This is a genomic window from Phenylobacterium montanum (assembly GCF_018135625.1).
Taxonomy (GTDB): Bacteria; Pseudomonadota; Alphaproteobacteria; order Caulobacterales; family Caulobacteraceae; genus Poindextera; species Poindextera montana.
The window spans coordinates 911,309-925,046 of sequence record NZ_CP073078.1; the positions used below are offsets into that span (position 1 = coordinate 911,309).

The window sequence follows — 13,738 nt, forward strand, 5'->3', positions numbered from 1 at the left end:
GCGTTCTGGCTTGGAGGCGCAGCACCCTGCTCGAGGAGACTGATATGCGCAGGCTTGCAACTCCTATCGTGGCGGCCTGCCTCGCAGCAGCTTCATTCGCCAACGCCCAAACTTCGGCGACCGGAACAGCGTCTCGCGCGCCCGCACTCACGGGAGCGGAACAGATCAATCTGCAACAGGGCGCTCAGGGGGGTGGCGCACCAAGCCGGGTGGCGACCATATCCGACCTTGGCGCCGTATTATTGGGCGCTTCAGGCACCAACCTATCCGGCTCGGCGTGCACAGGCGGCGACGACACGGACGAGATAAACGCCGCGCTCGCCAAAGGCGGACTTGTCGCGCTTCCCGGAAGAACTTGCATCATATCTGGAACGCTGAACGTCACTCAGTCGTCGACCCACCTTGTCGGCAAGGGCGTCGGCGGCACATTCATTCGCTGCGTGGGCTCAAGTGGCGCCGACTGCATCAGAATTGGCGGCCAATCCAAGCAAGTCTACAACACAACGATAGAAGGCGTTTATGTGGTCGCGCCGTCGCGCGTCGGTGGGGCGTGCATCGATATTGACGGCGCTGCGAATCTGCTGATCTCGAGATTTGCGCTGGGCCCGTGCTTCAACAGCGTCAGCGACACCTGGAGCAACAACGTCGTGCTCGAGCACTTCGTCATCCAGGGTGTTAAGGGCGACTATGGGCTTCTATGGACTTCGCCGGCCAACGACACACGAAGAAGCGACGTATTGATCCTCAACGATGGTGTGATCAATGCGCTCTACAGTGGAGCCGACGGATTGATCTTGGACGGCATGGTTCAGACCCTCAGGCTGAACGGCGTTAGCATTCTCGGCGCACGCCATGCGCTCTGGGTCAGAAATACCGCCCGAAGCACAAGTCATTTCCCCGCCTTCGTGTTCGCAAACGATCTCGAAGTCGATGGCGCTACGCTGGTTAGCGTACAGATCGACGGTGGCGCGGAATTCCATTTCACCAACAGCGACCTCAGCAATACGAGCGGTTCGCCTGGTCAAGGCGGCGCCGACACTGACTGTTTCATCGTCAACCCCGACCTGGGCGCCAGCGTCACGCGCAATATATTCGTCACCGGGGGCCGTGTCGGGAATTGTCAGCAGCGGGCGATGAACATCAATGCCCGGGACGTCCACATCACTGGCGTCAACGTTCACAGCGCATCGAAAGAGGGCCGTAGCGCCTATCCTCAGGTCGAGCTGGGCCCCAACGCTGTCGATATCGACGTCACCGGCGGCAAGATCGCATATGAATTCGGCGACCCGGCGAATGCTTCCTATGGCGTCGTGGTGGACCCCGGAGCGACCAACGTAGCGCTCACCGGCATCAACTTCAGCGGCAATCTCCAAGGGGAAGTGCTCAATCAAACCCGGGGCAGCGTAAACATCACGGGCGGGATCGGCCACGATAACGCCCCGATGCCGATTTATCTCGGGCAACGAAATTCCGATCCGACGTCGCCGCAGCCAGGTACGTGCTATCACAACACGCTTTCCAGTCACGGCCGATGCTGGACTGGGGCGAGTTGGGTGCAGATTTACTAGGATCGATCAAGCAAGCTTTCCGCGTGCGCTCGGCCATTCTTGTACTGTATTTGCGCCGTCGCTGATCGTAAGCGGAGTGCAGCCACCCTTTGAAGGGTGATTGACGGATGTCAGTTTTGCAGGAGGGCTTTCCAACCCCAGGGGGTGAGCTCTGTGAGGCGGCTCTGCAGATGTCCGTTCACCAGGCGGGTGAGGACATCGGTTAGATAGGCGGTCGGATTGACGCCGTGGAGTTTGCAGTTTTCCACCAGGGTGGCCAGGACTGCCCAGTGGTGTGCGCCCTCGTCGGAGCCGGCGAAGAGCGCATTTTTCCGATTTAATGCGATGGGGCGCATCGTCCGCTCGACCGGGTTGGTGTCCAGCTCGACGCGTCCGTCAGCGAGGAAGACAGTCAGGCCGTCCCAGTGGGTCATCGCGTACCGGATAATCCCGGCCGCGGGCGAGCGGCCCGGAAGTTTGGCGAGCTGAGTTTCCAGCCAGGCTTTGAGATCTTCGATGAGCGGGCTGCTGCGGTCCTGGCGTGCGGCGGCGCGCGCCTCGGCGCCTTGGCCGCGGATATCAGCCTCGATGGCGTATAGTTCTGCGATGCGCCGAAGGGCTTCGGTGGCGATGTGCGCCGCGCCGCCCTTGGCCAGGTCGAAGAACTTGCGGCGCAGATGCGACCAGCAGTGGGCGAGCGTCACCTGACGATTGCGGCCGGCCAGAGTCTTGTAGGCGCTATAGCCATCGGTCTGCAGCACGCCGCTGAACTCTTCCAGCATGGCGATGGCATGCTCGGCGCCGCGACCAGGGGCGTAGGTGTAAACCACGCACGGCGGATCCGGCCCCGCCCAGGCCCGGTCGTCCCGGGCGATGGCCCAGAAGTAGCCGGTCTTGGTGCGCCCTCGGCCAGGATCGAGCACCGGCGCTATGGTCTCGTCGACGAAGAGCTTGTTGGACCTGAGCAGTTCTTGTCGCATCAGGGTCCAGATTGGCTTCAGCTCGGCGGCCGCGTAGCCAGTCCAGAAGGCCAGGGTCGAGCGGTCGATCTCGATCCCCTGGCGGGCCAGGCCTTGGGCTTGGCGATAGAGCGGGGTGTGATCGGCGTACTTGGCGACGAGGACCTGAGCCACCATCCGCTCGGTCGGAAGCCCGCCCTCGATCAACCGGGCCGGCGCCGGAGCCTGGACCACCTGGCCCTCACAAGCCCGGCAGGCGTATTTTGGCCGGCGGGTGACCAGGACCTGATATTGCGCCGGCACGACATCCAGGCGGCGGGAGACATCCTCGCCGATCACATGCATGGCGCCGGCGCAGCAGGGGCAGATCGTCGAGGCCGGTTCGACCACCACCTCCACCTCGGGCAGGTGCGGCGGCAGAGAGGGACGCTGCTCGCGGCGCTGACGCGTGCGGTGCGTCTTCAGCTGCGGATCGTCCTTTTCCTCCTCGCCCTCGATCTCGGCCAGCCCCTGCTGGAGATCCTCCAGGGCCAGTTGCAATTGGTCCTTGTCCATCCGCTCGGAGCGCTTGCCGAACTGCAGCCGGCGAAGCTGGGCGATGATGTGTTCGTAGCGCTCGTTCTGCGCTGTCAGCCGTTCGACTTCGGCTTCCAGGCGGATGCGCTCGGCCTCGAGGGCCTTATTCTCTTCGATCTGGGCCACCAGTTCGGCCTGCCTGGCGCGCTCGGCCAGGAGCATCGCCTGCAGCGTCCCTACATCGTCCGGAAGGGTGTCGTGCGCGACGTCCATGCCTTCGATTAGAGCATAAAATCAGCCGCTTGAGGCGCCCCCGCGTGAGACCCGAGTCATCTTGCCGCACCCTATCGGACGGCCTTTGGGCTCACCCGCCGGGGCGGATGAACCCGCGTCCAATCCAGCCCGTCGAGCAAAGCCGCCAGCTGCGCCGACGACAGCCGCATCACCCCGTCGCTGACCGGCGGCCACTTGAAAGAGCCCTCGTCCAGGGCCTTCCAGACCATCACCAACCCCGTGCCGTCCCAGACCACCAGCTTTATCCGGTCCGCACGCCGCGCGCGGAACACCAGCACCGTGCCCGAGAAAGGATCCTGGCCCAGCGCTTCCTTGGCCAAGGCAGCGAGACTGTCCGCTCCTTTGCGAAAATCAACAGGCTTGGTCGCCACCAGAACCCGGACACCCGAACCGAGCCCAATCACCGCGCCGCTCGCAGCGCCATCAGGATCGCCGTCACCATCGCCGGATCGGCCCCCGGCTCAATGCTGACCGATGCGCCGCGCAGCCGAACCTCGATCAAACCGCGCTGCATGACCGCGGCCGCGCCGGCGTCGTCCACCTCCACCCGCGCGAACCCAGCAGCTTCGGCCGCTCGCTGCGCATCCCGCCGCCAAGTGAAAATCTGCGTCTTGGAAAGGCTGTGCCGGGCCGCCGCGTCACCCACCGAGGTCGCATAGCTCTCGGCCACGATCTGGGCCTTGAGCTCCGAGTTCCACTTGCGCCGACGGCCAGATCCCGTGAACACCTCGATCCGACGCGCCGAAGGCATCATCAGCACATCGTCACCAAGCATCATCAGCACCCCAAGCCCGCACAGTCGTTCAACCGGCAGACTCGGCGATCACGTCAGCCCGGGAAAGGTGGGGGAAAAGCCGCGCTTACCGCTGATCCTCAGAAGCCAGGAGATCGCGTCAAGACAATCCGGCGCTCCGCCTCAAGCCCAAGATCAACCCAGTCACATCTTTTGAAGGCGGAATTCCTTTGGCCCCGAGTCACGGCGGGCTCCGGGCCAGGGTAGCCGCGCCATTATGGAGCCAGCGGATTTGCCGATTCGCCGACCGTGGTGCAACACGATCGCCTATCGGGTGCGACCTATTGTGACAGCTGCTTTGAAACGATGATCGGATTGATCGCGACACCGATCATGTTCAACATCTTCAGGATCATGTTCGCGCGCGCATTGGAGATCAGGACCAAGTCCTTATCGTGCACCTGAAAGCGCTGCGCGACGAAATAGCTGCGCGGGTCTTTCATATTCAATCGATAGACCACCGGCTGCGGGGTCGCCGCCTGCCCGGCCCGAAAGACGAAAACACCTGTCGGATCAGCCTGCTGCTCAGAAGGCCCCCCCATTCGCGCCAGCGCTTCCGCCAAGCTCAGCGTCTCGGTCTGGATCGGAATTTCGGACACGCGGCCTGTCGCACCGAAGGCCGTGAAAGATCTCGGCTTGTAGACAAGTTCGACCCTGTCTTGCGGCTGCAGCAGAACATCATTGCGGCCACCGCTCTGGACATCGGTGAGCCGGACCTCGCTTGAAGTACCGCCACGAGTCAGGCGAACCACAGAGTCGGCCTTGCTGCTTGTCACCCCACCAGAGAGTGCGATCATATCCAGCAGACGCTCACGCTGAATTCCAAGAGGTTTCCGCCCTGGGTTCTTTATATCGCCGAGCATCATCACGGCATTGGATACGTCATCGCGAATGCTCACGACCACTTGTGGACTCTGAGACTTTCCGCGCAGCCCCAACTCAATCGCACGAGCCAGCTCGTCCGGCGTCATTCCGTCGGCCCTGATGCGCCCAACATACGGCACGACCAGGCCTCCATCCGGCCCAATAAGGAGAGGCGGCAGATTTTGAGCATTAGCTGCAGGCGCGGAATCGCTCGCCATCGGCAGTCCGGCCGCAGCGTTCGCCCCAATAGAGCCGAGGCTGGAGCCGGCGCCCCCGCCGACCCCACCAGATCCAAAAAGCGCCGCTCCAATTTCGTAGATCGAGATCTGCAAGGTGTCGCCGATCTGGATCCGGTTCCATCCAGCCGGCGGCGTCGCGCCAGCGTTCGCCCCGCCTAAGAGCGGAACCGCTTCGGCAACCGGCTTGTTCTCCACGGGCTGAGACCTGTCCAGGTCGACGATACGATACGCGCTTTCCGCTCCTTGGCCTGCACGTACGACGTCCCGGGCCTCAGGGCCACTCGACGGCAGGGTGCTGCAGGCGCCGAGGGCGAGCAGCATGAAACTGGCAATAATCCACTTGGCTTGGTTTACGACGTTTCCGGCCTGGCCGGGGATTGAACGCTGAAGCAGCACGATCTGTTCTCGCCTACGGCTGGGTTGTACGGCGCTGCATATCCGACGCCTCGCGAATGTCGAGAGGGCTATTTTGGGTCCGCGCCTTAAGGCTGTTCGAAGGGGGTTAACCGATCGTAAAGACTGCGAAGGCGGCCCGCATAGGCTGGTACCGAGAATTTGGCCGCCCGCAATGCTCCCGCCGCCACAAGCCTCCGACGCAGTTCTTCATCCCCATCCAGACGGGCGAACCCCCCGGCGATGGCGTCGATGTCGGTGGGATCAACTTCAAGCGCGGCTGCGGCGGAAATCTCTGCGAGGGCGCCGTCATCGGACGAAAGGACCGGCACGCCTAGTGCGAAGGCCTCAGCGACTGGCAATCCGAATCCTTCGGCCAGGGATGGCATGATCAGCCCAGTCGCTTCGCGAATCAGGGCGAGCAAAACATCGCGAGGCTGAGGCGACAACCTACGTATGCCGCCGCCTTTCGGATCTCCCCGTTGGTCGGCGGATCCAGGCGAGACAATGACGAGCGGGCGCGAAACCTTGCTGCGATAGAAGGCCTCTACGACGCGTTCGCCATTCTTGCGGGCTTCGCCGGAATCGCAGAATAGGAAATAATTTCCCGGACGTAGACCCAGGCCCCGAACCCGCTCGGCGCCTGCGGCGGCCTCGGTCAGAACGCACTGATAGGTATTGGTGACAAAGTCTGGCGAACACCCCAGATGATCGACGATTTCGCGCCGCGAGTGTTCTGAAATGGTGACAATATGATCCGCGTGAAAAGCCATTTGCTTGATGATCGCGGCGTGCCGCTTGGGCGAAACCACGCCTAAGTCGGGATTTCGCAGCGGAATCAGGTCATGCACGGTATAGACGTTTTTAGCGCCAACCATGACTATCGGTAATGGATATGTCCAATGCATGATTTGAGGCGGGTTGGGGCATTTGATCCGCATGAAGCGCCGCTGGGCTGTGAAGTGGACATGGGCCCTGCGAAATATGTCGGGCCAGGCCCAGGCTCCAGCTACGATAGAGGGCGCGCCATCCACGCCCGCCTTCTTCAACAGCGGGCTGAACCAACCGGTGGCGGCGGCAACCTTACCCAGGTCAAACCCGCTTGGCCGTCGCGCAAGATATTCAGGTCGTTCGATTAGCAGCTCGACGGGTCGGCCGCTCGCTGCCGCTGCCACCACGAGCGCTTCGGCATAGCTTGCAACACCCGTGCTCACGTGGTTCGGATAAGCTAAGCGGCCGTCGATCATGAGCCGAGGTCCAAACGAACGCCGCTGAATCACCACCACCTAATACCTTCGGTCACCGAGCCAAATGATCCGCTTTGAAAACGTCAGCAAGGTCTACCATACGCGCTCCGGGGAGCGACACACGCTGCGGAACGCCTCATTCACGATCGACCGAGGAACCGCCCTGGGCATCTGCGGCGCCAACGGCGCGGGCAAATCCACGCTTCTCAGAATGATGGCCGGCGTCGAATACCCGACGTCGGGCCTCATCCGGCGGGGCATGTCGATCTCATGGCCGCTGGGCCATGCGAGTGCATTTCACACCACCCTGACCGGTGCAGATAATCTTCGCTTTGTCGCGAGAATATATGGCAAACATTATTCAGACTTGATCGACGAAGTGGAAGATTTCGCGAGGCTCGGCGACTATATGAAAATGCCCATAAATACCTATTCATCTGGCATGAGAGCGAGGCTTGCCTTCGGTGTTTCATTGGCGATCAACTTTGACTGCTATCTAGTAGATGAGATTACATCTGTTGGGGATGTGACCTTTCAGGAACGATGCACCCACGCGTTGCGCGAACGCAAGGAGCGAGGGACGCTGATAATGGTGTCACATTCGCCCGAGACACTCCGCACCTACTGCGATACAGGGGCCACGATATTGGACGGACGGATCAGGTTCTTCGACACCATCGACGAGGCGATCGATGCCCATTATGCGAGCCAAGCGATGGCTTTGACATAGATTTTCCATGTCCCGCTTCGTATGTGATGGTCCTAAAGCTACGGATGCGCCACAGTTGTCGGTGAGTTTTTCAAAAGGAATATGGCCTTGATCGATCGCTTCTCAGATCGCGTACTGGTCGTGATTGGCGATGTCATGCTGGACCGCTTTGTCTATGGCCGCGCCGATCGGGTCTCGCCCGAAGCGCCGGCGCTCGTATTGCGCGTCGAGGATGACCGCTGGCTGCTGGGCGGCGCAGCAAACGTCGCCGCCAACATCGCCGAGCTGGGCGGCAAGGCGATCCTGATTGGCCGGGTCGGTGTCGACGATGACGCTCAGATCATTCGACGCCTGGCGGATCAAACTGGAGGTGGCCTCGGCCTTCGCTTGGTAGAGGACTGCGAGGCCCCGACGACTGTAAAGACCCGCTATTTGGCCGGCGACCGGCATCTGCTGCGTGCGGATCGCGAAAAGATCGGGCTGTCTTCGAAGTGCGAAGCCGAATTGATACGCACCGTCGAGGCGGCCATCCACGATGCCGACGCGATAGTCGTTTCGGACTATGCCAAGGGCGTCGTTTCGGACGCGGTGTTGTCGGCCGTATTCAAGGCCGCGGACAGCGGGCGCAAGCCCGTGATAGTCGATCCGAAGAGGCGCGATTTGCGGGCCTATCGCGGGGCTACGGTGATAACCCCGAACCGCGGCGAATTGTCCCTTTCAACAGGAGTGGCGTGCGACGACGAGCAGGGGGCCGCCAGAGCCGCGGAGATCGCCATCGAACAGACGGGCGCCACCGTCCTGCTTACGCGTTCTGAGCAGGGCGTCTCCCTGTATCGCCCCGGTCTCGAAGCTTGGCGCGACATGGCCCGAGCAAAGACCATCCGCGACGTATCCGGCGCTGGCGATACGGTCGTCGCCACACTGGCCCTAGCCTTGGCCAGCGGGGCTGACATGACGGCTGCCGCCCACCTTTCCAACGTCGCCGCCGGCGTCGCTGTAAGCAAGAGCGGGACGTCCTTGGTTAGCCCAGAGGAACTGCGTCTTGCCCTACTCGGTACAGAACATGGGACGGATAGCGGTTGTGCTAAGCGACTTCCGCTCAAGAGGGTGATCGAGCAACGCGCCCGATGGCGCGAGGAGGGAGTTAAGGTCGGGTTCACCAATGGCTGCTTCGACCTAATTCACCCAGGGCACGTGCGCCTATTGCGTGAGGCCAAGCGCCACTGCGACAAGCTCATTGTGGCCATAAACTCCGATTCCTCGGTGCAGCGCCTGAACAAGGGGCCTTCGCGCCCGATCCAAAATGAGAATGCGCGCCTTGAGGTCATGGCTGCATTGGAGCCTGTCGACATCGTTCTGATGTTCAGCGAGGACACGCCGTACGATCTCATCGCCGACCTGGAACCGGACATTCTGATAAAAGGGGCCGACTATACAGAAGACAGGGTTGTCGGCGCCGCATTGGTCAAGGCCCGCGGGGGCCGGGTTGTACTGGTGGACATCGCGAAGGGGCATTCAACGACGAACCTGGTCGCGCGCTCCGCTCCCAGTTCCGACGCAGCTTGATTCCGCCCCCCGGGGAAGTTGACCGGCCCCAGCACTTGGAGAAGTAAATTGCAGGTAGCGCCAGGCGCCGAGGCGTCGAATGTGGCCGACAAGATTCTCGATGCGCTCTCGCGTCCGGATTTGCGGGAGCTCGAGATGAACCTTGATCGCTTCCTTGCCATCGGCGTCAATCACGCAGGTCACCCCATCGCAAGGCCGACCGATTGCCGGGCCATGACCGATCTGTTCAGCGCGACATTTTCCATCAATCGTCGGCATTTCGAGACGCGCCATTCGGCTACCACAGAACGCTTTTTCCAACTGCTGTATCGCTTTGAGGCTTCGGCCGTGCGCAGCTACGGATCCGAGATCGTCCGCCTGGACCTATTGAAAACACGCGTGCTCTTGTCCGTGGGACGCCCTGAAGAGGCTGCCGCTACGGTCGGGCCTTGGGCCGAGCGGCCATATCGCATCGAAGGCGATTTCAAGTTGGTGCTGGAGGCGCTCAAACTGGACTTGGCGGCCAGAATGAACTGCGGCCAGATCGAAGACGTCAGGCGCTTGGCTTTCGCGCGGGTGATTTTTTTGGCGGGATCCGCGCAGCGGCGCGTCTTCGGCCTCACTAAGACATTCTATCAGGCCCTGGCGATACTGGACTCGTCGAGCGAAACAGAGCATTGGGTCGTCCCCATCCTAGCCAAAGCGGCGCGATTTCACCTTCGAGGACAGCGAAGAGGCCGCCGGTTATGGCTGGTGCGCTATCTGCGGCGTGTTCTGGCCCAAGCGGCCCTCATTTCCGCCGATGCCTTGCTCTTCCTAGCCATTAAGCTGCCCCACCGCGCATTGCGCGTACAATTGGAGGGCGCCAATTCCCCCTCCCCACGCCCGCTGCGCGGCGAAGCGAACGATCAAGAGCCGGCGATCCTTGTGACGCGCGCCATGGGTGGCTTGGGCGATATCGCTATGATGACGCCCGGCTTGCGGGCTTTGGCTCTTCGTTACAACCGGCGTGTAGCCTTCGCTATTCCGGCTAAGTTTCACCCGGCATTGGCAGGCGACCCGCATTACGATCTGATCGACAGCGACGGCTTCATCGACCTCGCCCAGTATCGCCGCTGGCGCAACCTGACCGCATGCCCTGCCGCCCGCTATGAGTCGCGTCGCACGCCAAATATCAAGCGAGGGCGCGTCGAACTCTTCGCCAGGGGCATGGGAGTGAAACTTAACCTACTGAACCGCTACGGCCAAACGATCCAAGGGCGGCTTTCCCAAGCGCAACGTGCTGTTCGCGACGAATTGAGACTTCGAGCCCCAGCCGGCCGCAGGATTGTCGGCGTGGCGCTGCATTCGCGCGAAGAATACCGCGACTACCCAGCGATGGGTCAATTGTTGCGCGAGCTTGCAGACCGCTACTTCGTTATCGCGATCCATACCACGCCCACGCCGATTCCGGATTCTCCGAACATCGTCGGCTGGTTTTCCAAGCCACTCGACGCCGCCATCGCCGCAGTGGCCGCGTGCGATACATTTATCAGCGTCGACACCGCGCTGTTTCACTTTGCAGGTGGCTTTGGCGTTCCAACCGTGGGCATTTTCGGGCCAACTTCGGCCAAGGTCAGGTCAACCCACCTCACGAACGTGGTGCCTGTCGAAGCTCCAGGGTTGGTGTGCCGCCCCTGCTGGCGTAATGAGGACGAAATTTGCCAGATTAGCGGCAACTTCGACAGCGTGTGCATGGCTAGCATCAGGAGCCAGGAAATCCTTTCGGCCGTCGAGCGAGCCCTGATGCTTGCTCCAGAGCGTTCGAGCGCACAACTCGACGCCCCCCGGGGGCCCGAACCGCATCCGGAACGCGCCGTCGTTCATTCTTGATGCGCAGCCATGATATGCGGCGCGACATGGTATGGTCCCGATAGGAGGGTTTGGAATGACCTCACTGCGAAGCCTGATCTCGACCCTTTCTCAGAAGGCAAACATGAACGCAAATACAGTACCAGATATGCTGCCGTGCAAGATGTGCGGCAGTGAAGCTAAAAAAATTTTTGGGCTACCAAAATCGAAAAAAACTGGACACCCAATACCCGATGCGCCGGACAATTGCTGGTACTATCAATGCAAAAAATGTATCTTTTGCTTTACGCCAGCACTCGACGGGGACAATCACACCGAAATATATGACGACGAATATTGGAACCATCAAGATCCAGACCTATACGGGCGCGTCGGAGAAACACTTCGCCTCGTGGTCATGGCAAATGAACTCCTTCACAAGCGTGGAGATAGACTGGAAATTCTTGATTTCGGCTGCGGTGGCGGCGGCTTTGTAAAGATTGCGCGCGAATCACTCGGCATGAACGCGTGGGGGACCGACATTATCCAACCCAAATTTGGCCGAGAGTGGTTCCTCCCCGATCTGGGCGACCGAAAGTTCGATATGATCGTATCGTGCGAGGTCATCGAGCATCTGCCAGACCCGCGCGGCACGTTCAACCACATAAGGGCTCACCTGAAGTCGCCCGGAGCATTCGCTTTTCAAACAGCCCAATGGGACCCCAAGGCGTGCGACCGGAACTGGTGGTACCTCGGACCGGACAATGGCCACATCAGCCACTATAGCCGCGAGTCCTTCGATCTTGCTTGGCGCGAGATGGGTGGCGCGGCGCGGCGCCTCTGGAACGACTACCCAGGCTGCCAGGCCTGGCTGTTTGAATAGCCATAAACCGGGCGTCCCGTGCCACCTGCCGAATGGGTTGGCGCGCAGGAATCCTTAGGGGGCTTGTCCTCTTGTTAAACAAGGCGAGCTAGGCTGTCACGCCGGTGAACGCGCCAGCATCGCGATAAGCCGAATTAGGATACTGTGGTCAAAGGACTCAGCCCCAGGGTATTCATTCATGAATATTGTAATAGAGTACGATTCCAGTGCGAACTCAGCTCCGGCCGGATTCAAGACGGCAGTACAGTACGCCGTAAACTATATAGATCATCTTGTTTTAAACCCCGTTACCGTACCGATCATGTTTGGCTTCGGCCAAATCGACGGACAAAATCTCGCTTCTGACGCGCTAGGCGAAAGCAGCAACAACGGCAATATCGAATCCTATTCGTCCCTGGTTCAATTGCTGACGACCGCCGCCAAATCAGAGCCGGCCGTTCTTTCGCTCTCTGCGCTACCCGCGACGGACCCGACCAATGGCGGGCGCTTTTGGGTTACCGACGCCCAGGCGGCTGTTTACGGCCTGGGCTCCGAGCCGGGCTATACGGATCCGGTAGATGGCTTTGTCTCGCTGAGCAGCAGCGCCTCCTTCACTTACGATCCGAACGCGCGTGTCGTTTCAGGCTCCTACGACGCCATCGGCGTCCTCGTGCACGAGATCACCGAGGCCCTTGGCCGTACCAGCGACCTGGGCACTGGAAAATTCGAGGGGTACACGCTGTACAGCGAGATGGACATGTTCAGGTACTCGTCCTCGGGCGTCCATCAGTTGTCAAATACGGCCGGATATTTTTCGGTCGATGGCCACACCATGCTGCTGCCCTACAACGATCCGAGCAACGGCGGCGACGCCGGCGATTGGGGCAACGCAGTCAGCGGCGACGCCTTCGGCGCATTCACCCCTTCAGCCCAACAGGAGAACCTCAGTCTGACGGACCTGCAGGAATTAAACCTGCTTGGCTTCAATGTGAATTGGGGCGCCTCGGAAGATTTCAGTGGCTTCGGGCTTTCGGACTTGCTGTGGCGGACCGGAGACGGGACCGTGGAGCTGGGGCTGTCGCAGACTGGGGTCAATCTTCCGAATATTCAGAACCATAACCTCGGCCAGATAGGGCTGAATTGGACAATTCAGGGCGTCGGCGACTTTAATCAGGACGCCAAGGCCGATTTGCTCTGGCGTAACAGCGCCGGACAAGTCGTCCTCTGGGAATCGAATTCGGGTTCTGGCTTCACCGGCTCACACGATATCGATCTAGGCACGATCGGAAGCAATTGGACGATCGAAGCCGTTGGGGACTTCAATGGTGACGGCAAAGCCGACGTCCTTTGGCTCAACACCGCCGGGCAGTTGATCGGATGGGTTTCCAATCCCGGTGCAAGCTTCACTGGCTTCACCAACCAGGCTTTCGCTACGGTCGCCTCGAACTATCAAATCCACGGAATTGGGGATTTTTCCGGAGATGGCAGGTCCGACATTCTCTGGCGCACCACTGAGGGGGATGTTCAACTCTGGCTGAACAACACCGGGTCTGGATCGGGCTTCTCGCATCTCGACCTCGGGGTTGTCGGCTCAGGTTGGACGATCGAGGGCGTAGGCGACTTCAACGGTGACGGCAAAGCCGACATCCTGTGGATCAATACATCCGGCGAAATGATCACCTGGCAGTCCCTGGCCGGGTCGGGCTTTGCAGGTACTTCAGACACCGAAATTGGCTTTGCAGGCGCCGGTTGGAGCATCATAGGTGTCGGGGACTACAATGGCGACCGCAAGGCCGACATTGCGCTTCGAAGCTCAAGCGGTGATGTGCATATTTGGACGTCTAACCAAGGCGTGGGTTTCAGCGGGTTCACAGTCCACGACCTCGGGCTTGTCGGCGCGGATTGGCACCTCTTTTGACCCAGATCCCGGCGAAGCCGCC

At 60.7% G+C, this 13,738-nt stretch carries 11 protein-coding genes; 6 read left to right on the top strand and 5 right to left on the bottom strand.

Going from position 1 to position 13,738, the window contains the following annotated elements; translation table 11 throughout:
- The first annotated feature begins 44 nt into the window (after positions 1-44).
- Positions 45-1,568 carry a hypothetical protein gene (locus KCG34_RS04130; RefSeq protein ID WP_211939133.1) on the top strand — a complete coding sequence of 508 codons (1,524 nt, stop codon included), beginning with the start codon at positions 45-47 and terminating at the stop codon, positions 1,566-1,568.
- A 110-nt stretch (positions 1,569-1,678) separates the two neighbouring features.
- On the opposite strand, the gene tnpC is transcribed toward KCG34_RS04130, so the two are convergent.
- The 5 genes from tnpC to KCG34_RS04155 form a co-directional block, all read right to left on the bottom strand.
- Positions 1,679-3,295: an IS66 family transposase gene (gene tnpC, locus KCG34_RS04135; protein ID WP_211939134.1), complete on the bottom strand. Its 1,617-nt coding sequence runs from the start codon at positions 3,293-3,295 to the stop codon at positions 1,679-1,681.
- 71 nt (positions 3,296-3,366) lie between these two features.
- Positions 3,367-3,636 carry an IS66 family insertion sequence element accessory protein TnpB gene (gene tnpB / locus KCG34_RS04140; protein WP_249138211.1) on the bottom strand — a complete coding sequence of 90 codons (270 nt, stop codon included), beginning with the start codon at positions 3,634-3,636 and terminating at the stop codon, positions 3,367-3,369.
- Positions 3,637-3,716: 80 nt separating this feature from the next.
- The gene (locus KCG34_RS04145) at positions 3,717-4,094 is read right to left on the bottom strand and encodes a transposase (RefSeq protein WP_249138341.1); all 378 of its coding nucleotides are present in this window, start codon (positions 4,092-4,094) and stop codon (positions 3,717-3,719) included.
- Positions 4,095-4,390: 296 nt separating this feature from the next.
- Positions 4,391-5,608, bottom strand: a complete 1,218-nt coding sequence (locus KCG34_RS04150; protein WP_211939137.1) for a polysaccharide biosynthesis/export family protein — start codon at positions 5,606-5,608, stop codon at positions 4,391-4,393.
- 86 nt (positions 5,609-5,694) lie between these two features.
- Positions 5,695-6,852 (bottom strand): glycosyltransferase family 4 protein, encoded by a 1,158-nt coding sequence (locus KCG34_RS04155; RefSeq protein ID WP_211939138.1) that lies wholly within the window; start codon positions 6,850-6,852, stop codon positions 5,695-5,697.
- A gap of 64 nt (positions 6,853-6,916) precedes the next feature.
- On the opposite strand from KCG34_RS04155, the gene KCG34_RS04160 reads away from it, so the two are divergent.
- From KCG34_RS04160 to KCG34_RS04180, 5 genes are all read left to right on the top strand, one after another.
- Positions 6,917-7,582: an ABC transporter ATP-binding protein gene (locus tag KCG34_RS04160; RefSeq protein WP_211939139.1), complete on the top strand. Its 666-nt coding sequence runs from the start codon at positions 6,917-6,919 to the stop codon at positions 7,580-7,582.
- Positions 7,583-7,669: 87 nt separating this feature from the next.
- On the top strand, positions 7,670-9,127 hold the full coding sequence (rfaE2, locus tag KCG34_RS04165; RefSeq protein ID WP_376788211.1) for a D-glycero-beta-D-manno-heptose 1-phosphate adenylyltransferase: 1,458 nt from the start codon (positions 7,670-7,672) through the stop codon (positions 9,125-9,127).
- Between the two features lie 81 nt (positions 9,128-9,208).
- Positions 9,209-10,978 (top strand): glycosyltransferase family 9 protein, encoded by a 1,770-nt coding sequence (locus KCG34_RS04170; RefSeq protein WP_211939141.1) that lies wholly within the window; start codon positions 9,209-9,211, stop codon positions 10,976-10,978.
- A gap of 55 nt (positions 10,979-11,033) precedes the next feature.
- A complete protein-coding gene (locus tag KCG34_RS04175) occupies positions 11,034-11,819 on the top strand; it encodes a class I SAM-dependent methyltransferase (RefSeq protein ID WP_211939142.1) in 786 nt (261 codons plus the stop codon).
- Positions 11,820-11,997: 178 nt separating this feature from the next.
- Positions 11,998-13,716: a VCBS repeat-containing protein gene (locus tag KCG34_RS04180; RefSeq protein WP_211939143.1), complete on the top strand. Its 1,719-nt coding sequence runs from the start codon at positions 11,998-12,000 to the stop codon at positions 13,714-13,716.
- The last annotated feature ends 22 nt before the right edge of the window (positions 13,717-13,738 follow it).

Excerpts from the sequence above, each read along its gene's own strand:
- KCG34_RS04160 (WP_211939139.1), top strand. The coding sequence starts at position 6,917 with ATGATCCGCTTTGAAAACGTCAGCAAGGTCTACCATACGCGCTCCGGG.
- KCG34_RS04145 (WP_249138341.1), bottom strand. The coding sequence starts at position 4,094 with ATGATGCTTGGTGACGATGTGCTGATGATGCCTTCGGCGCGTCGGATC.
- tnpC (WP_211939134.1), bottom strand. The coding sequence starts at position 3,295 with ATGGACGTCGCGCACGACACCCTTCCGGACGATGTAGGGACGCTGCAG.
- KCG34_RS04155 (WP_211939138.1), bottom strand. The coding sequence starts at position 6,852 with ATGATCGACGGCCGCTTAGCTTATCCGAACCACGTGAGCACGGGTGTT.
- KCG34_RS04175 (WP_211939142.1), top strand. The coding sequence starts at position 11,034 with ATGACCTCACTGCGAAGCCTGATCTCGACCCTTTCTCAGAAGGCAAAC.
- KCG34_RS04130 (WP_211939133.1), top strand. The coding sequence starts at position 45 with ATGCGCAGGCTTGCAACTCCTATCGTGGCGGCCTGCCTCGCAGCAGCT.
- KCG34_RS04180 (WP_211939143.1), top strand. The coding sequence starts at position 11,998 with ATGAATATTGTAATAGAGTACGATTCCAGTGCGAACTCAGCTCCGGCC.